Here is a 17,594-nt window from a genome sequence, read left to right on the forward strand (position 1 = left end):
AAAAAAACTATGATTAAACACTTAATATCTATTACTTTAGCACTTATTATATCTTTCTCAATTACAGGATGTTTTTTGCTTAGCAAACGAGGGCTTGAAGGAAAATCATCACAAAAAGAAATCGAGGGTTGTCAAAAAGAAAATGTTTCTGCTCCCGATTGGACTTGTACACCTATAGTTGAAGGGTTTTATAGTGCGGTTGGTGTAGTTATGGAAAGTTCATTAGGTATGGATCATACTAGAAAAATTGCATTAACTGAAGGTCGTTCTAAGTTAGCCAAAGAGATAAAATCACAAGTAAAAAGTAAAGTTCAAAATTTTGTTCTTGAAACAGAGATTGGTAAAGCTGATACTGCGGCAAATATAAATATGGATGTTTCAAGAGAAATAGCTAATGTTGACTTGAGTACTTCAATTGGTATAAAAACATGGTCTTCTCCATCTAAAAATCTATATATGCTTGTTACTCTTGATGAAAACGAAGTCAACAATGTCGCTAAAGCAGCAGTTATTAATAGTTTAAAAAAGAATGCTACTCTATTCGAACAGTTTGAGTCTGGAAACTATATAAAAGACTTAGAAAAAGAATTTCCAACTGCTGTTAAGAAAAAGCTAAAATAGTATTTCAATTACACGTAAGTCTTAATAAATATTCTTTAAGATAGGTAATAGTATAATTGTTCAACAAACATACAAAAGGAGATTTTAATGATCAAAACTTTATCGTCAATCGTACTAGCAGGTTTAGTAGCTGCAACAATTACAGGATGTGGTGCTTCACCAGAACCAAAAAAAGAAGAGTTTGACAACCGTTGTAAGCAAGAAAATGTTTTAGCTCCTAAGTGGACTTGTGTTCCTATGGTTGAAGGTGCTTATGCAGGTGTTGGTATCGCTCAAAAAAGTGCTGCTGGTATGGGTCATATGAGAAGAGTTGCTTTAGCTAACGGTCGTTCAGATTTAGCTCAACAAATCAAATCCCAAGTAAAAGACAAGGTTGAAACTTTTACAAGTACAACTGGTGTTGGTGATAGTGAAACTGTAGATCAAGTAAATACTGCTGTTTCTAAACAAATTGCAAAAGTTGATTTACAAGGTTCAAAAGGTATTGACACTTGGACTTCTCCATCAGGTTCTCTTTATATGTTAGTTACTGTTCCAGAAGCTACTGTTAATGGTGAAGTAAAAAATGCAGTTAAATCAAGCTATAAAAATGATAATGCTTTATGGCAACAATTTAGAGCTAAAAATGCTTTAGAAGGTTTAGATAAAGAGTTCCCTACTGATTAATGAATAAGCTACTTAGCTCTTTATTAGTAGTGTTGTTTGTTTTAGCAGGTTGTGGCTCACAACCTGCACCAAAAGTCAGCACTATTCCGTCTTGGGTTTTAAATCCAAATCAAAATGGTAAAAGTGGTGCTGTTGGTAGTTCTATGAGGACTTATGACCAAAAAACATCAACTCAAAGAAAACTTGCTATCACTCGTGCTCTTGATGAACTTTCACTCCAACGCGGGGTAAAAGTTGAGATGAGTTTATCTAAGCAAGAAAGTTATAAAAATGGTAGTGGAAGTACACAAATCAACATAAACTCAAACTATCAAACAAACGATACCATTACTGCTCATATAGAAGCTGTCCACGAAGATAAAATCTCTGGAGAACTTTTTATATGGATGGTATTGGACTAAAAAAGTTCTCTCCTCTAGAGAGAATTTATAAATGCTATCTTTCAATCTCCTTTAAATTAGATATAATTCCATAAATATTCCTACTTCTATATATATTACAAGGCTCTCATCATGAAAAAAATCGCAATTATCGGTCGTCCAAATGTTGGAAAAAGCTCTCTTTTTAATCGTTTAGTTAAAAAACGAGATGCTATTACATCTGACTTAGCTGGAACAACCAGAGATGTAAAACGTAAAACTGCAATTATTCTCAATAAAGAAGTGCAACTTTTAGATACTGGTGGATTAGACAAAGGTTGCGAACTTTTTGACAAAATAAAAGAGATGTCATTAAAAGCTGCGTACAAAGCAGACATAATTCTATTTATGGTTGATGGAAAAGGTCTACCTGAAGATGAAGATAAAAAACTTTTTTATGAACTTCAAGCAATGGGTAAGGAAATGGCACTTGTTGTAAATAAGATAGACAACGATAAGATGAAAGAGAAACTTTGGGACTTCTATGAGTTTGGTACAGATGCCATATTTGGAATCTCTGTTGCACACAATAGAAATACAGTAGAACTTCTTGATTGGATAGCTTCAAAAATTCCAGATAGTGATATCGTTAAAGACGAAGAAGACGAAAGCGAAAGCGAAGAAGATATTCAGGTAATAGAACCAGAGATAAGTGATGAAGATTTCTTTGCCAATAATAATCATAATAGTGATGAAGATGATGGATTTACCTACTGGGATGATGATGAAATGGATGGGGTCATTGAAGATGATACTATATTTGGAAATAATGACCGCATTAAAGAGTTTGATGAAGAAGATGTTAATCACATTAAAATTGCGATTATCGGTCGTACAAATGTTGGAAAAAGTTCACTCTTAAATGCTCTTTTAGGAGAAGAACGTTCCGTTGTAAGTTCAGTTGCTGGAACAACTATTGATCCTATTGATGAAACAGTTCAATATAAAGATAAGCAGATTACATTTGTAGATACTGCCGGTCTTCGTCGTCGTGGTAAAATATTGGGAATTGAGAAATATGCTCTCATGAGAACAACTGAGATGCTTGATAACTCTAATATGGCTCTGATAGTTCTAGATGCAAGTGAGCCTTTCTTAGATTTAGATGAAAAGATTGCTGGGCTTGTAGATAGTAATAGACTAGCTTCTATTATTGTATTAAACAAATGGGATATATCTAAAAGAGAAGATCATGATAAAATCATAAGAGAGATTCGTGATAGATTTAAATTTTTAGCTTATGCACCAATTATAACTCTATCTGCAAAATCACATCTAAGAGTTGATAAACTTCACGATATGATTTTAGAAATAAATGAAAATTATTCTCAAAGAATCCCTACTTCAAAAATAAATGAAGTAATTGAACTTGCGCTTCGTCGTCACACTCTTCCAAGTGTTAGTGGACAAGTTATCCGTATCTACTATGCAACTCAATATGAGACAAGACCACCAAAAGTAGCTATTGTTATGAATAAACCGAGTGGTCTTCACTTTACATATAGACGTTATCTAGCAAATAAAATGAGAGAAGCATTTAACTTTACAGGAACACCGCTTCTGTTTAAAGCGAAGAAGAGAGGAGAAAAGTAATTTCCATGCTACGCATGAAAATTACTTTGGCGTTTGTTTTATCACTCTGTAAATTACAAAAGCACCAATTGCCAAGGTTATGAAAGTAAAAGAAAAAGAAAATGTTTTAGTAATTACATACCCTACAATTAACAAAGACAAGACAGTCGGTACTTCATTATAAGCTCTAAAAAAGTTTCCACTTTTAGAGTAGTTTTCACTCTCTAGTTGAACTCTATAGTGCTCTAAAGAAAACGAATATGCCATTAAAACAATAACTACTAAAATTTTAGCATACATCCATATATCGCCTTCTAGTAAGTCTGGTCTAAGCCATAACATCCAAACTCCGCTTATTACCGTTGCCCACATTGCAGGAAGTCCTATATATTTGTACATCTTGTATTCTTGAATTTTTACAACCTCTACAAAATCAGGTTTATTTTTATGTTCTGTGTGGTAAACATATAACCTTGGTTGATAAAAAAGCATTGACATCCATGACAGAACTGACATAATATGAAATACAACAATCCATAAATAATAATCCATAATATTCATCTATAACCCTATTAAAAGTTTTTTTCTAAAGAGAAGATATAGTAGTTAGACCCACCTTTTGAAACATTGTTAATCAAACCAAAAATACCAGAACGATGTTTTACAGCTACCCCAAGGTAAGTATTTTTCAATGGCTCAAATCTAACTAATCTACCGATGTCAAAGTCTAAGCTAAAATCTATATAGTTTAAATACTTAGAATTGTTGTCGTTGTTATCTATAGCTTCTTGTTTTTCGTAATAAAGGATATCACTTGTATATGAAGCTCCTTCACCAAAACCAAGTCTAACTCTATTTTTAAAAAAGTCAATATTCCAATAAACTTTTATGTATAGAGTTCCTTCATATATATCATCTTGCAGACCAGCTTCATCAAAATACGAGAAGCCTCCTTTTATATAAATATCCAGTGGAAGCTCAAAAGCATCTTTTTTCAGAAGATAACCAGCATCTAATGAAGTAACTTGTAAGTCATGAGAATACGAGGCTACATCTAAAAATAAGATTTCACCAAAATCACTCTTTGTGACTTGACCTTGGGCAACTCTAAGTGAGTAATTATCATCTGCATTTAAATTTAAAAACAAAAATAGTAGAACAAAATATTTCAAAAATATTTCCTAATTGAGGAGTTTGTTGGATAGTTTTGTACGCCCTTCTATGGGTGTACATTGATTTTAGAAATTTGACTAAGCGTCGAGAGTTTCTAAATCTTTTACAGAACTGTTTTTATGGTCAACTACTTTTGTGTGAAGACGACGAAGTGCTTTTGCAGCTCTATCTATTGCTAAATCAATAGCAGCTTCTAGATTATCATCTGTTTGACTAATAATAACTGGCTCAGCATGAGCAATATGAATATCAAACTCAATTGATACACCTTGTTTCTCAGCTTTAAGATTAACATTTACCGTCGTAATGTCTAATGTATATTTTGAAAAGCCTTCAATTGCAGACTCTATATGAGCTCTGGTGTTAGCGTTTAGTGTAATATCTTTTGCGCGAATTTGTACATTCATAATAAATCCTTCATTTTTGCAGTCAATCTGCTTTTAACTCTTAATGATATGGTAACAAAATAAAGTTTACATTTCGCTATAATATGAAAAAAATTTAGGAAATATTTATGAGAGTATTTACAGGTATTCAGCCCTCAGGGGATTTACATATTGGAAACTATTTTGGTACTATAAAACAGATGGTTGAAGCTCAAAAAAACAGTGAAACATTTGCTTTTATAGCAAATTATCATGCAATGACAAGTGTAAATGATGGAAAAAGACTAGGCGAACTTACAATGCAATGTGCTACTGACTTTCTTGCACTTGGAATTGACCCAAATAAATCAACGTTCTGGGTTCAATCAGATGTAAAAGAAGTTTTAGAGCTTTACTGGGTACTCTCATCATTTACTCCTATGGGTTTTCTTGAACGTGCGCATAGTTACAAAGACAAAACAGCTCGTGGACAAGCAACAAATCACTCACTCTTCTCTTATCCTGTTCTTATGGCAGCAGATATGTTACTTTTTGGCGCAGAGGTTGTTCCTGTTGGAAAAGATCAGATTCAGCATGTTGAAATCGCTAGAGATATAGCTACAAAATTCAACAATCAATATGGAGATATTTTAATCATACCAGAGTTTCGTGTTCAAGAAGAAGTGCAAACTGTTCCTGGTATTGATGGACAAAAAATGTCTAAGAGTTATGGAAATATTGTAAATATCTTTGGTGAAGAGAAAAAGCAGATGAAAACAATTAAAAAAATCGTTACTGAGAATGTTGCGATGGAAGAACCAAAAGAGTTTGAAAACTGTAATGTATATAATATGGCTAAACTCTTTTTAGAAGGTGATAACCTTATTGCTCTTCAAAATAGATATAAAAAAGGTGGAGAAGGTCATGGTCACTTTAAAATTTATCTTGGTGAAATCATGTGGGAATACTTTAAAGAGTTTAGAGAAAAACGTGAATATTATGAGAAAAATCAAGATGAAGTTAGAGAGATTTTAAAGATGGGCGCGAACAAAGCAAGAGAAGTCGCACAGCCTATAATAGAAAAAGTAAGAAGTGTGACAGGTATAAGTTATTAACTACAAAAAAGAGAGTTTTTACTCTCTTTATCTATGCTTATCCAACCAAACCATTAAGCCCTTTTGAGCATGTAATCTATTTTCCGCTTCATCAAAAATAATCTCTGAATGTTTTTCAAATACAGATTCACTTACTTCAAGTCCTCTATATGCAGGCAGACAATGTAGGAATTTAGCATCTTTGGCTCCAAGTTGCATCATATTCTCATCAACCATAAAGCCTTTGAAAATCTTGATTCTTTCTTCTTTTTCATCTTCTTGTCCCATTGAAGTCCACGTGTCTGTAGTAATAACAGTAGCACCTTTTGCAGCTTCATTTGGATCGTTCATAGTTTTTATTACAGCTCCACTCTCTTTAGCTAACAACAGAGACTCTTTTAAAATTTCTTCATCAACTTCATAGCCCTTTGGAGTAGCAATGCGAAGCTCAAAGCCAAGTTTAGCTGCTAGCATCATCCACGAGTGAGTCATATTATTACCATCACCGATATATGCACAGATGATATTTTTGCTTGCTGAGTGTTCTACTAAAGTCATATAATCAGCTAATAGTTGTACGGGGTGATACGAATCTGTCAAGCCATTTATTACAGGTACTTTTGAATAAGATGCGAACTCTTCTATCATAGAGTGCTCGAACGTTCTTATCATTACCATATCGCACATACTTGATATTACTCTAGCTGTATCTTTTATTGGTTCACCACGACCTAAGTGTATGTCACGGTTAGACAAAAATAGAGCATGTCCGCCAAGTTGAAACATACCAGTTTCAAAGCTTACTCTTGTTCTAGTGGAACTCTTCTCAAAAATCATTCCAAGAGTCTGGTTCTCAAGTTCTTTTTTGTATATTTTTGATTTTAGATTTTTTTTGATTTCAAGACCAACTTCTATAATCTCTAGTATCTCTTCTTTTGTAAAATCTTTTAGTGTTAAAAAATGTCTCAAAATTTCCCCAAATTTTTAAATAAGCTGTTATTCTATAGTAATTTACTTTAAGGGTACCTCTAAAAACACTATAAACTCTCAACAATATAGCAAATATGCTAATGCAAGGCGAAATTACGAAGGAGCTACTAGTAGCTTCAAGTGGTTTCAACGAAGCAGTAGTATGTTTGCTATATTGCCCTTTGGGAGCCTAAAAGAGGGGCAATCTTGCACAAAATTTTTTATCGCCGTAGCTACGGCTATGACTCAAAAAAAGTTTTGTACTATCTTACCCCTCTTTTAGGCTTTGAGATTCTATATGGTTTTTGGAGGCACCCTTAATAACATCTTTGCAACTTCTTTGGCATGATAAGAGATAATAATATCTGCACCTGCCCTCTTGAAGCTTATCATAGTCTCCATTACAACCCTCTCGTAATCTATCAAATCATGCTTTCCTGCAAGCTTAAGCATTGCATATTCGCCACTTACATTGTAAACTGCCATTGGAAGTGAAGTATTGTCTTTAATCTCCCGAACTATATCTAAGTAAGCAAGAGCAGGTTTTACCATTAAGATATCAGCACCTTGCATCTCATCAGAAATAGACTCATTTATAGCTTCTCTTCTGTTTGCTGGATCCATCTGATATGAAGCACGATCACCAAAACTTGGTGTTGATTCTGCCACATCACGGAATGGTCCATAGTATCCAGATGCAAACTTAGTCGAGTAAGCCATGATAGGAAGGTTTTCATAACCGTTTGCATCTAGAGTATCTCTAAGTGTTTCTATGATTCCATCCATCATACCAGATGGTGCTATCATGTCTGCACCTGCTTTTGCATGGATTATAGCTTGCTGTGCAGAGATTTCAAGTGTTGCATCATTATTTACTGTCTCATTCATTTCATCAATGATTCCACAGTGTCCATGGTCAGTATACTCACAAAAACATAAATCAGTTACAACAAACATATCGGGATGCTCTTTTTTTACAGCACGAACTGCAGATGCAATGATTCCATGTTCACATAAAGAATCCGAACCGATAGAGTCTTTTACATCTGGAATTCCAAAAAGAATAATCGAGTAAAGTCCAAGCTTTTTCAGCTCTGTACACTCTTTTAAAATTTCATCTAAACTCATTTGAAATACACCTGGCATCGAAGCAACTTCTGTTTTTATACCCTCACCAGAGCGAACAAAAAGTGGGTAGATAAAATCATCAGTACTAACACTTGTTTCTCTTACTAATGCACGGAGATGCTTGTTTAAACGAGTTCTGCGAAATCTTTGAAACATAATAAACCTTTTTTAGCTATAATTTTGAAAAATTTATTTTATCGTTTTAAAGTTTAAATTAGGGTACATTAATTGAATATAGAAATTTCAGAAGTTGCAAACTTACCTTCAAGATTTGGAGATTTCAAAGTAAAAGCCTTTAAAGAGGGCAACAAAGAGCATCTTGTCGTATATACAGAAAACCTACCTGAAGTGCCTACAGTCCGTGTTCACTCAGAGTGTTTAACAGGTGATGCAATAGGTAGTTTAAAGTGTGATTGTAGAGATCAACTTGAGTATGCACTATCTCTAGCTAGTAAAAATGAGGGTATGATTATTTATTTAAGACAAGAAGGCCGTAATATCGGTCTGCTAAATAAAATAAATGCTTATGCTCTACAAGATAAAGGTCTCAATACCATAGAAGCAAACCATCAGCTTGGATTTCGTGCGGATGAAAGAACTTATGAGGTTGTAACCAAAATACTTCATCACTTTGGCATCAAAAAGATAAAACTTTTAACTAATAACCCTGATAAAATAAACTCTATAAGCGATATAGAAATTGTCCAGAGAGTTCCAATTATTATGGACTCTAATAAGCATAATGAAGATTACTTAAATACTAAAAAAGATGAGATGGGTCACTTAATTTAAATAACTTTACAATCCATCTTGTTTAATATCTCCAAAGTCTTAGTCACATCATATATAGCACTATGATACTGCTCATTATCAAACTCAATATCATAATAAAAGCATGTCTCAATAAGCTTTGGATTTTTTAAATTCCCTCTAATATTAGTAGCTTTAACAATTCTTTTATTTTCTTTCATTGTACAAAAGTGATTTTCAAAGGATATTAAAGCTCCAATATGTCGTAACTCAAATGATATATTATGTGCGACTAATGTTTTAGCGTTTTTACAAAACTCTTTAAAGTCCGTGTCATTTTCAAAATACTCTTCATAATCTACATCTTTTCTAAGTCTTTTGAGTCTATCAGGAGAGAGTTTATGTACTGCTAGTGCATGTGTATTTACTTCATATTCTGATAAATAATATCGATGAAAAGTATCAATAATTCTGTATTTATTATCTATAAGTTCTACACGAAAGGCAGCTACTTCAATTACATCATGAATATTTACAGAGTTTGTTTCAAAGTCTAAGATTATCACTTACTATCCCCACTATTAACTACAAACCAATTTTTATCATTAGTCACTGCTTTTTCTTTCTTAGTGCTATCAATCAACTGCTTAACTACTTTTAAATTTTTAATCATTTTATTTACTGGCTCTATTTGGAATATATCTAGGTCTAGTTTACTCTTTGTTTTTTGAGTTTTATTTATATCTTCTATTTTAATCCAGTTTTTATCAGCATTTAAATTTATTGTTATAAATATTAGAAGTAGTGTAAGTAATGTCATTTTCATAATGACATCATAACCATATTGTATTTAAATAGTTATCACTACATAAAAAACAAGATAAATTTTGGTAAAATAACTTTTTAAAGGATATTTTAGTGGATTTAAAAGCTACCCTAATCGCGGACAATATTAAACTACCTGATGATTTTTTTTACAATATACAAAAGTATAAAGAGCATCTATTTAAATGGAATAAAATCCACAATATGACTGGTGTAAAAGATGAGAACTCTGTTGATGAATTTATATATGATGCAGTTTTTCCTATAAGCTTTCTACCTTCTGCCAACACTCTGTTAGATATAGGTACAGGAGCAGGTTTTCCAGGTATGATTTTAGCACTTGCTCTTCCTGATACAAAAGTAACATTAGTAGAACCATTAACAAAAAGAGCTAGTTTTTTACAATTCATAAAAGCTGACTTAGGTCTTGATAATGTTAGAGTTGTAAAAAAACGTGTAGAAGAGATGGATAGTGAAATATTTGATATAATCACTTCTAGAGCAGTTACGGATACACAGATGCTACTAAACTTAAGCAAAAACTTCCGTGATGAAAATTCAAAACTGCTTTTTTACAAGGGTGAGCAAGTTTATGATGAAGTAGATGATAGCATGAAACATAAAATCATAAAAACTAAAAATAGACACTATTTACTAATCGGAGAAGATTAATGTCACCACAATGGATTGTAGTTATTGTACTTATCGTAGCTGTATACTTTATATTTATAAAGAAAAGACCTCCCCTTAGACACAACAAAAAAGAGACAACAAAGAAAAAAAACAAAGAAGAAGTACAAAGTAATGACATGGTAGAATGTGTAGAGTGTGGCATCTATTGTGAAGTTGATGATACAATACTGAGTAATAATAAATACTACTGCTCGCAAGAGTGTTTAAAGAAGTCATAATGATTATATATGGACATAGATTTATACAAAGCGAGAGCTTCTACCATGTACCAAACATAGATGCAATACTAAATACACCATCAAATGCTACTATTTACTTAGACTTTAGCGAAGACAATTTAGAAGTTATCAATCATGCAACTTCAAATGAACTTCGTTTGGCACTTGGAGCTGTTAGTGTAACCGATATAATTTATGCTTCATCGCTTGATGCCTCTTTTATCATAGTTCCAAAAGAGCTGGCTAAAACAGCTCAAAATATAGCCAACAACTATCTTTTTGACGCAAAAATTCTTGTACATATTAGTGAAGAAAGCGAGATAGAAGAGTTGGCAATACTCGGCGTTGATGGAGTCATCTTCTCAAATGCTATTATTAAGATAAATTCTTGAGATGTTGCGCCTAGCTATTGTTGCATCTCTTTTACTTCTACTGAGTGGATGCTCCACTAAACAAACCAAGCCCTATTCAAAAGCCTCAACCAAAAAAGAGAAGCCCTCATACAAACCAAAACAACAAAACTGGATAACAACATCTCTCTACGAAGAATATAAGGAATGGCATAAAACCCCACATAAACTTGGTGGTATAAGCAAAAAAGGAGTAGATTGTTCATCACTTATACAAAGAGTATACAGAGATGCTTTCAACATAAGCCTGCCAAGAACTACAAAAAATCAAGCAAAAAAGGGTTATCAAGTCAATAAAAACTCTTCAAGAGAGGGAGATCTAGTATTTTTTAAAACGGGTTACAATACCAGACATGTGGGAATAATCATAGAAAAAGATAAGTTTATGCACACTTCTAAAAAATATGGAGTTATGGTTTCAAGTCTTAACAATCCTTACTGGAAGAGTAAGTATTGGCAGAGCAGAAGGGTTCTGCCTTAAACTATTTCTCTTTTTATAGATGGCTTCAAAGACGTTAAAACTTCATAAGCTATAGTGCCAGCTGATTTTGCTGCTTGTGATGCATCGTCAAAAATTAAAAGAGTCTCCTCTTTAGCTATAAATGAACTATTGTCCATAGAGATTCTGCCTGCTAGTTGTCTCTCATCTGGAGTAATAAAATCCTTAGAAGAGCTTCTTAAAAAACCATCCCCATAACCAAAGTTATAGTTAGATACTACGCAATCTTCACTTGCTACAAAAGTACCGCCATAACCAACTCTTTGTCCTTTTTTTAGCTCTCTTGATGAAATTTTATCTGCATACAGCGAGAGTACGGGAGAGAGTTTTTTACTATCTTCTAAACAACCATAAGCAGCAATGCCAACCCTCGCCATATCTTCATCAAAAGATTCAGTTCTAAAGAGTGAAGCAGAGTTTGCCGAATGAAATCTAAGAGGCTCAAATGAAAATTCCTCAGCTAAATATTTAGCCTCGGTTTTCACTTTTTTAAAGTTGTCATTTTGCCAAAACCATTCGCTTGTCAATTCATCTGCACTTCTATGGTGAGTGAAAACTGCCTCTAATACAAGCTCTGCTTTTTTGATTTGAATAAATGCTTCATGAAGCTCATTCATTGCTATACCATTACGATGCATTCCACTATCCACTTTTAACTCCACTAAAGTATCTTTAGGAAATTTGCTGATGCTCTCTATATCATTTATTGTGTATCGCATCTTAGAACTTGGTTTGTTCGGTATTTCACTTAAAACCAAAATATATTCAAAAAAATCTTCTATAATCTGTGCTTCATCCTGAGTACGAACCACAGCTTTTTTTATTCCATATTCACAAGCCAAAGAGGCAATTTCTGATAATCCGTGTCCATAAGCGTTGTCTTTTAAAACTATCGCTATTTTATCTCTGCTTTTGCTATGATTTGCAATAGTATCAAGATTATTAAAAAAGTTATTTTTATTTAAAGTTATATAAGCCATAGAGAAATTATACCTTACTAAAGTGTGAGTTTTTGAGCAACTACAATATAAAGTTTAGATGTCTCTTTTTTTCCACTCAACATTCTTATATCGACTTTGATTTTCACAGACTTGTCACCAACTTTATGGTCAATCTTGTAGCTCATCTCTTTAATGAGTTTTATATGTTCACTCATTTTATCAAATCCAATGTTATTTTTTAAAAGAGTAATACTGTCAAATGCAACTTTTGCATTTTCATCTTTTATACGAAACATCTTTGTAAAACCTTGATTCATTTTAGTAAAAACACCTATAGAATTCATATAACCTATAGCAAAAGGAAAGTACTCAAATCCAACTTTAATACTTCGTATTTGTCGTTTTAAATCATTATTTTGCTCAATAAACTTACTAATATCACTGCCAACTGCAACAATAAAATTTTGCTTTTGTTTAATTATTTTTGAGACCTGCCAATTAATCTTATAAGCTTCTTCATTTAAGCCTTTCATTGGAGTAACAAAATGTTGGTGAGCAGAGTCACTAGACATCAATTCTTCTAGATAGTGGCTCAATACTTTTATATCGCCAGGGATAAAGGTCTTAAAAAAACTTTTTTCATACACATCCTCTTTCTTCATCCCGACAAAATTTAAAAAACACTCATTTGCATCTATAACATTGCCTTCTTCATTAAGAACGACAACAATAGCATTACATACTTCACTAAGATCATGAAAGGTTATATTTTCAAAAAGTTTGTCCATAGTTATTTCTATAAATGTTAGAAAGAGACGATTTGAATTTTTACTGAAATTAACATTATAAATTTTATTAAAAATCTCTACATCATGAAGAGTAAAATCCTCAGATTTAGGTTCTTCTTTATAAAAATCAAGCATGTCTATAAATTCATTTGTGAGTTTTAACTCCTGAGATTCTTCAGTTGTTAAAAGCTTTTTCATGACTTCATTGGCATAAAGCAAAGGATAATTTTCTTTATCTTCTAAGAGAATAACAGGACTTGAAAGAGTGTTAATTACATCAAAAATCAGTTCTTGTGACTCCATTTTTAAAACTCCTAGAAAATTTTAATAAAACAAATATATTTATAAAATTATATCAAAGTTTATAGCTATAATACACTTATGAAAAAAAGATTTATTGCAGAGTTTGAAAAACAAAGTTTTACACAAATAATATTTCCGCATGCAAATACTGACTGGGCACCTTACCTAGAAGATGCTCAAAAGAATTTTATTAATATCATAAAGACAATAATAAAATATCAAAAATGTTTAGTCGTTTGCGATGATATAGAAGATGTAAAAAAACACTTCCCTAAAAATAGTAATTTATACTTTGTTGAGTATGAGAGTGATGACACATGGGCTAGGGACTGCTCTGCTTTATCTATATCAGTTGACAATAAGACTAAACTACTTGACTTTACATTTAATGCTTGGGGAAATAAGTTTCAAGCATCTAAAGACAATCTAATGAGTAGAAGCATCTCTTCTCATTATACAGCTGACTTGGAGTCTATCGGTTTTTCCTTAGAAGGCGGAGCAGTTGAGAGCAACGGAAATAATATATTGCTAACTACTTCTGCGTGTATGTTAAATAAAAATCGAAATCCTGAGCTGGATGCTCTTCAAATCACACAAAAATTAAAAGATTTTTTTGGCTCATCAGAGATTTTATATCTCAATCACGGCTATCTTGCAGGGGATGATACAGACTCTCATATAGATACTTTGGCTAGGTTCATTGATGAAAAAACCATTATGTATGTTAAATGCAAAGATAAGAATGATGAACATTTTGGTGAATTAAAACTTATGCAAGAAGAACTTCAAACTATAGCATCTACGCATGACTTCACTCTAGTGGCACTTCCGATGACAGATGCTATATATTTTGATGATGAAAGACTACCGGCGACTTATGCAAACTTTCTTTTTGTAAATGGAGCTATTTTAGTCCCGACTTACGGAGTTGAACAAGACAGCGAAGCGCTTGATATTTTTAAAAACTGTTTCAAAGAACGGGATGTCATCGGAGTTGATTGTTCAACTCTCATAAGACAACACGGCTCACTTCACTGTGTTACTATGAACTTCTCTTATGGAGTTACTCTTAGATAACTCTTCTTGGCCCAACATAGCCATCCCGCTCATTATTAAATAGGTTGCCAACCCAAAACCTAACGCTATTAAAACTACTCTTTTTATTTTCTCTATTTTACTCATAATGTAATTTTATCAGTTCTTTATGAACAAATTAACACTATCCTAACACTTTTTTTATATTATAAAGTAATTTTAATATTTAAGGTAAACCATATGAATAAAATTATTCCTCTATCGCTAATAGCTATTGCTTCACTATATGCAAGTGAAGTAGAACTTACACCAATCAGTGTAGAATCAACTGTGATTACAGAAGTTAGTCAAAATGCTCAAATATCAGCAGATTTAGCTCAGGCATTAAGCACGAGTGTACCAAGTATAGATATGAATCGTCGTAGTGGAATCGCTAATGACATCTATATTCGTGGTCAAAAAAGAGACAATATTTCTGTTGATGTTGATGGCACAAAAGTACAAGGTGCATGTGTTAACAGAATGGATCCTCCAATCTCTCACATTATTACTAGCCAAATTGATGAGATTGAAATCATAGAAGGTCCTTATGATGTTGAAAATATGGGAACACTAAGTGGTGGTGTAAAAATCACCACTAAAAAACCTACAAAAGATCTTCATGGATCAGTTGACTTTGGTTATGGTAGTTGGAACTATACGAAAATAGGAGCTACAGTAAGTGGCGGGAATGATACTGTTCGTGTTTTAGTAAGCGGTTCTAGTGAATCAAGTGACCAGTACAAAGATGGTAATGGTGATACAATAGCCCAACAAATAGACAACTATGCTGCTGTAAACCCTACAGTTGCAGGGACTAAATTTAAACCAGAATATAAAGATATGCAAGCGTATAAGAAAAAAAGCATTATGGCTAAAGCATTTGTAACTATAACAGACAACCAAGAACTTCGATTAAGTGTTACAAAAAATAAAAGTGATGATGTTCTTTATGGTAACTCTAAAATGGATGCTCTATATGATGATTCAAATATCTATGCGGTAGAGTATAACATCAAAAATGTAAGTGAGCTTTATAAAAATATTAATCTTAAATACTACTACTCAGATGTTGATCATCCAATGGCGACAAAATACAGAATGTCATCAAATGTAGCAGCACAAGATAATACAAATCATCTCAAGACAACTATGCAAGGTCTTAAACTCAAAAATGATTTTGATATAAATAGTTTTAAACTTTTAGTTGGTCTTGATGGAAGTAAAAGAACTTGGGACGGTAACTACTATAATACTACTACTGGCTTACCTCTAGCAGCAGGAAATTCAAAAAGTTTAGATGATGCATTAACAAAAAATGCAGCTATATTTGCAAAACTAGATAAAAAATATGGATCTTTTGCTTTTAGCCTTGGTGCGAGATATGATTCTACTGAAATAACACATGCTACAGAGCAGTCAAACGATTATACATCTTTTGGTGCAAACCTTATGACTTCATATAATCTAAACAAAGAAAACAAAGTATTTTTAGGTTTTGGTCAGGCTTCTCGTGTTCCAGATGCAAGAGAGCTTTACTTTAGAAGTTCAAATGGTTCATGGTCTGGTACACCTAATTTAAACCAGACTACAAATAGAGAAATTGATTTAGGATATGAAACAGACAACAACGCATTTAAGCTAAAAATCAAAGGTTTTTATTCAATGCTTAGTGACTATATATACTATCAAAAAGATTTAACAACTAACAACTTTAAAAATATAGATGCAACTGTATACGGTGCTGAGTTAAGTGCTTCTGTATATGTAGCAGACGATGTGACGGTAGATATGGGCGCTTCTTATAAAAAAGGTGAAAAAGATAAAGCTTTAGCTGGTCAAACTGATACAGATTTAGCAGATATGGCCCCACTTAGAGGAAACATAGCCCTAAATTATGAGTATATGAATGATTCTATAGCTACTGCAGAGGTACAAGCTTCTGATAAGTGGAACACTATAGATTCAGATAATGGTGAACAAGAATTAGATGCTTGGACTATTCTTAATCTAAAAGTAAAACACGCTGTGAACAAAAACTTCTACTTTACTCTTGGTGTAAATAACTTGCTAGATGAAACATATGCAATGAACAATACATATGCAGACTTAATCCTAATAACTGCTGGTGGTTCAGATGTAATGCTCATGAACGAGCCTGGAAGATACGTTTATACTAACTTAACTTTCAAATTCTAATTCTGTAATTCTAATTCTTTAATATAACAAGTCTCTACATCTTGTAGATTCTTGTTAATATATCCCCTACATAAAGTAAGAACAAAAGAAAATTTCAATAAAATGTCTTAATGAAAGCAATCACAAATATATATAATAGTTTTATTCACACAAACACTTTAGCTACAGTTTTTATCCTTACATTTTTTAGTATTCTTGCCTCTTTTTTTCTTGTGATGTTTATCCTAATAATTCTAGATATAACAGTTGGTGCAGAATCTATTAGTTACTATAACATTGGTGTAATTTTATCTTTAATAATACCTACTATTACAACACCTATACTTTCATATAAACTTATTGTCCTTACAAACAAACTAAAACAAGCTGAGAAAAAACCATCATATCATGTTCAATACGACGAATTGACTAAAATATACAATAAACGACATACATTGGAGTTAGCAAACTATGAATTTGCTATCTCTAAAAGAACAAAATCACCAATATCAGCTCTATTTATAGAGTATGATCAGCTTAAAAAAGTCAATGAAAAATATGGAAAAAAAATAGGAGATATAGTTCTTATTGAATTCACAAGGTCAATTAATAATAACATTAGAACTACAGACATATTTGGTAGATATAAAGGAGCTAAATTTCTTTTAATTTTCCCTATGCTAGACTTAAACACTACTCAAAAGTTAGCCAAAAAGATAAAAACAGAAGTAGAACAAGTTATTCATATAAACAATGATGATATAAAAATATCTGTACATATAGGATGTGCACAAATACAAAGTTTTGGTGAAAGTACTTTACAAACACTAATCGATATGGCAGATATCGATCTTCTTAAAGCAAAAAATAGCACTATAAACAAAGTACAAATATAAACTAAATTTCTA

The 17,594-nt window shown here is 32.5% G+C and carries 22 protein-coding genes; 13 read left to right on the forward strand and 9 right to left on the reverse strand.

The genetic code is table 11. The features are described from left to right. Positions 1-9: 9 nt before the first annotated feature. The 4 genes from ACLHDE_RS12475 to der all read left to right on the forward strand — a co-directional run bounded on the left by ACLHDE_RS12475 (position 10) and on the right by der (position 3,299). Positions 10-621: an LPP20 family lipoprotein gene (locus ACLHDE_RS12475; protein ID WP_415396742.1), complete on the forward strand. Its 612-nt coding sequence runs from the start codon at positions 10-12 to the stop codon at positions 619-621. An 87-nt stretch (positions 622-708) separates the two neighbouring features. After that, positions 709-1,287, forward strand: a complete 579-nt coding sequence (locus ACLHDE_RS12480) for an LPP20 family lipoprotein (protein ID WP_415396743.1) — start codon at positions 709-711, stop codon at positions 1,285-1,287. Next, positions 1,287-1,688, forward strand: a complete 402-nt coding sequence (locus ACLHDE_RS12485) for a hypothetical protein (protein WP_415396744.1) — start codon at positions 1,287-1,289, stop codon at positions 1,686-1,688. The genes ACLHDE_RS12480 and ACLHDE_RS12485 overlap by 1 nt, the downstream gene beginning before the upstream one ends. A gap of 111 nt (positions 1,689-1,799) precedes the next feature. Further along, positions 1,800-3,299: a ribosome biogenesis GTPase Der gene (der, locus tag ACLHDE_RS12490; protein WP_415396745.1), complete on the forward strand. Its 1,500-nt coding sequence runs from the start codon at positions 1,800-1,802 to the stop codon at positions 3,297-3,299. 21 nt (positions 3,300-3,320) lie between these two features. Here der and ACLHDE_RS12495 read toward each other — a convergent pair whose 3' ends face one another. From ACLHDE_RS12495 to hpf, 3 genes are all read right to left on the reverse strand, one after another. Further along, the gene (locus tag ACLHDE_RS12495; RefSeq protein WP_415396746.1) at positions 3,321-3,839 is read right to left on the reverse strand and encodes a CopD family protein; all 519 of its coding nucleotides are present in this window, start codon (positions 3,837-3,839) and stop codon (positions 3,321-3,323) included. A gap of 11 nt (positions 3,840-3,850) precedes the next feature. Continuing rightward, positions 3,851-4,450 (reverse strand): hypothetical protein, encoded by a 600-nt coding sequence (locus ACLHDE_RS12500; protein ID WP_415396747.1) that lies wholly within the window; start codon positions 4,448-4,450, stop codon positions 3,851-3,853. A gap of 78 nt (positions 4,451-4,528) precedes the next feature. After that, entirely contained in the window at positions 4,529-4,858 is a 330-nt protein-coding gene (gene hpf / locus ACLHDE_RS12505; protein WP_415396748.1) for a ribosome hibernation-promoting factor, HPF/YfiA family, read from the reverse strand. Between the two features lie 107 nt (positions 4,859-4,965). On the opposite strand from hpf, the gene trpS reads away from it, so the two are divergent. Beyond that, positions 4,966-5,931: a tryptophan--tRNA ligase gene (gene trpS / locus ACLHDE_RS12510; protein ID WP_415396749.1), complete on the forward strand. Its 966-nt coding sequence runs from the start codon at positions 4,966-4,968 to the stop codon at positions 5,929-5,931. A 27-nt stretch (positions 5,932-5,958) separates the two neighbouring features. Here the strand turns inward: trpS and argF are convergent, their stop codons facing one another. Further along, positions 5,959-6,879, reverse strand: coding sequence for an ornithine carbamoyltransferase (gene argF, locus ACLHDE_RS12515; protein ID WP_415396750.1), 921 nt, complete (start codon positions 6,877-6,879; stop codon positions 5,959-5,961). A gap of 294 nt (positions 6,880-7,173) precedes the next feature. Further along, entirely contained in the window at positions 7,174-8,163 is a 990-nt protein-coding gene (gene hemB / locus ACLHDE_RS12520) for a porphobilinogen synthase (protein ID WP_415396751.1), read from the reverse strand. Between the two features lie 72 nt (positions 8,164-8,235). On the opposite strand from hemB, the gene ribA reads away from it, so the two are divergent. Then, positions 8,236-8,799 (forward strand): GTP cyclohydrolase II, encoded by a 564-nt coding sequence (gene ribA, locus ACLHDE_RS12525; RefSeq protein ID WP_415396752.1) that lies wholly within the window; start codon positions 8,236-8,238, stop codon positions 8,797-8,799. Here the strand turns inward: ribA and ACLHDE_RS12530 are convergent. Both ACLHDE_RS12530 and ACLHDE_RS12535 read right to left on the reverse strand, forming a co-directional pair. Then, on the reverse strand, positions 8,796-9,323 hold the full coding sequence (locus ACLHDE_RS12530) for an exonuclease domain-containing protein (protein ID WP_415396753.1): 528 nt from the start codon (positions 9,321-9,323) through the stop codon (positions 8,796-8,798). The two genes, ribA and ACLHDE_RS12530, sit on opposite strands and share 4 nt — an antisense overlap. After that, positions 9,320-9,583, reverse strand: a complete 264-nt coding sequence (locus tag ACLHDE_RS12535; protein WP_415396754.1) for a hypothetical protein — start codon at positions 9,581-9,583, stop codon at positions 9,320-9,322. The genes ACLHDE_RS12530 and ACLHDE_RS12535 overlap by 4 nt, the downstream gene beginning before the upstream one ends. 92 nt (positions 9,584-9,675) lie before the next feature. Between ACLHDE_RS12535 and rsmG the strand changes: the two genes are divergently transcribed. The 4 genes from rsmG to ACLHDE_RS12555 are packed head-to-tail and all read left to right on the forward strand — an operon-like array spanning position 9,676 to position 11,384. Beyond that, the gene (gene rsmG, locus ACLHDE_RS12540) at positions 9,676-10,254 is read left to right on the forward strand and encodes a 16S rRNA (guanine(527)-N(7))-methyltransferase RsmG (protein WP_415396755.1); all 579 of its coding nucleotides are present in this window, start codon (positions 9,676-9,678) and stop codon (positions 10,252-10,254) included. Then, positions 10,254-10,493 carry a PP0621 family protein gene (locus ACLHDE_RS12545; protein ID WP_415396756.1) on the forward strand — a complete coding sequence of 80 codons (240 nt, stop codon included), beginning with the start codon at positions 10,254-10,256 and terminating at the stop codon, positions 10,491-10,493. The genes rsmG and ACLHDE_RS12545 overlap by 1 nt, the downstream gene beginning before the upstream one ends. Continuing rightward, positions 10,493-10,885: a hypothetical protein gene (locus tag ACLHDE_RS12550; protein ID WP_415396757.1), complete on the forward strand. Its 393-nt coding sequence runs from the start codon at positions 10,493-10,495 to the stop codon at positions 10,883-10,885. The genes ACLHDE_RS12545 and ACLHDE_RS12550 overlap by 1 nt, the downstream gene beginning before the upstream one ends. A gap of 1 nt (position 10,886) precedes the next feature. Further along, positions 10,887-11,384, forward strand: coding sequence for an NlpC/P60 family protein (locus ACLHDE_RS12555; RefSeq protein ID WP_415396758.1), 498 nt, complete (start codon positions 10,887-10,889; stop codon positions 11,382-11,384). Here the strand turns inward: ACLHDE_RS12555 and ACLHDE_RS12560 are convergent. Together ACLHDE_RS12560 and ACLHDE_RS12565 are read right to left on the reverse strand one after the other, a co-directional pair. Then, positions 11,381-12,382: an alanine racemase gene (locus ACLHDE_RS12560; RefSeq protein WP_415396759.1), complete on the reverse strand. Its 1,002-nt coding sequence runs from the start codon at positions 12,380-12,382 to the stop codon at positions 11,381-11,383. The genes ACLHDE_RS12555 and ACLHDE_RS12560 overlap by 4 nt on opposite strands. Before the next feature lie 17 nt (positions 12,383-12,399). Then, positions 12,400-13,434: a PAS domain S-box protein gene (locus ACLHDE_RS12565; protein WP_415396760.1), complete on the reverse strand. Its 1,035-nt coding sequence runs from the start codon at positions 13,432-13,434 to the stop codon at positions 12,400-12,402. 78 nt (positions 13,435-13,512) lie between these two features. On the opposite strand from ACLHDE_RS12565, the gene ACLHDE_RS12570 reads away from it, so the two are divergent. From ACLHDE_RS12570 to ACLHDE_RS12580, 3 genes are all read left to right on the forward strand, one after another. Beyond that, positions 13,513-14,511: an agmatine deiminase family protein gene (locus ACLHDE_RS12570; protein ID WP_415396761.1), complete on the forward strand. Its 999-nt coding sequence runs from the start codon at positions 13,513-13,515 to the stop codon at positions 14,509-14,511. 198 nt (positions 14,512-14,709) lie between these two features. Continuing rightward, a complete protein-coding gene (locus ACLHDE_RS12575) occupies positions 14,710-16,707 on the forward strand; it encodes a TonB-dependent receptor (protein ID WP_415396762.1) in 1,998 nt (665 codons plus the stop codon). 110 nt (positions 16,708-16,817) lie between these two features. Beyond that, positions 16,818-17,582 carry a GGDEF domain-containing protein gene (locus ACLHDE_RS12580; RefSeq protein ID WP_415396763.1) on the forward strand — a complete coding sequence of 255 codons (765 nt, stop codon included), beginning with the start codon at positions 16,818-16,820 and terminating at the stop codon, positions 17,580-17,582. Positions 17,583-17,594 lie beyond the last annotated feature (12 nt).

The sequence above is a fragment of the Sulfurimonas iocasae genome, from assembly GCF_047716755.1.
Taxonomy (GTDB): Bacteria; Campylobacterota; Campylobacteria; order Campylobacterales; family Sulfurimonadaceae; genus Sulfurimonas.

Bases quoted from the DNA above. Each gene is read 5' to 3' on its own strand.
- ACLHDE_RS12555 (WP_415396758.1), top strand. From the start codon at position 10,887: ATGTTGCGCCTAGCTATTGTTGCATCTCTTTTACTTCTACTGAGTGGA.
- ACLHDE_RS12580 (WP_415396763.1), top strand. From the start codon at position 16,818: ATGAAAGCAATCACAAATATATATAATAGTTTTATTCACACAAACACT.
- ACLHDE_RS12565 (WP_415396760.1), bottom strand. From the start codon at position 13,434: ATGGAGTCACAAGAACTGATTTTTGATGTAATTAACACTCTTTCAAGT.
- ACLHDE_RS12485 (WP_415396744.1), top strand. From the start codon at position 1,287: ATGAATAAGCTACTTAGCTCTTTATTAGTAGTGTTGTTTGTTTTAGCA.
- ACLHDE_RS12480 (WP_415396743.1), top strand. From the start codon at position 709: ATGATCAAAACTTTATCGTCAATCGTACTAGCAGGTTTAGTAGCTGCA.
- der (WP_415396745.1), top strand. From the start codon at position 1,800: ATGAAAAAAATCGCAATTATCGGTCGTCCAAATGTTGGAAAAAGCTCT.
- ACLHDE_RS12535 (WP_415396754.1), bottom strand. From the start codon at position 9,583: ATGAAAATGACATTACTTACACTACTTCTAATATTTATAACAATAAAT.
- ACLHDE_RS12575 (WP_415396762.1), top strand. From the start codon at position 14,710: ATGAATAAAATTATTCCTCTATCGCTAATAGCTATTGCTTCACTATAT.
- hemB (WP_415396751.1), bottom strand. From the start codon at position 8,163: ATGTTTCAAAGATTTCGCAGAACTCGTTTAAACAAGCATCTCCGTGCA.
- ACLHDE_RS12550 (WP_415396757.1), top strand. From the start codon at position 10,493: ATGATTATATATGGACATAGATTTATACAAAGCGAGAGCTTCTACCAT.
- hpf (WP_415396748.1), bottom strand. From the start codon at position 4,858: ATGAATGTACAAATTCGCGCAAAAGATATTACACTAAACGCTAACACC.
- ACLHDE_RS12570 (WP_415396761.1), top strand. From the start codon at position 13,513: ATGAAAAAAAGATTTATTGCAGAGTTTGAAAAACAAAGTTTTACACAA.
- ACLHDE_RS12495 (WP_415396746.1), bottom strand. From the start codon at position 3,839: ATGAATATTATGGATTATTATTTATGGATTGTTGTATTTCATATTATG.
- ACLHDE_RS12475 (WP_415396742.1), top strand. From the start codon at position 10: ATGATTAAACACTTAATATCTATTACTTTAGCACTTATTATATCTTTC.
- ACLHDE_RS12560 (WP_415396759.1), bottom strand. From the start codon at position 12,382: ATGGCTTATATAACTTTAAATAAAAATAACTTTTTTAATAATCTTGAT.
- ACLHDE_RS12545 (WP_415396756.1), top strand. From the start codon at position 10,254: ATGTCACCACAATGGATTGTAGTTATTGTACTTATCGTAGCTGTATAC.
- trpS (WP_415396749.1), top strand. From the start codon at position 4,966: ATGAGAGTATTTACAGGTATTCAGCCCTCAGGGGATTTACATATTGGA.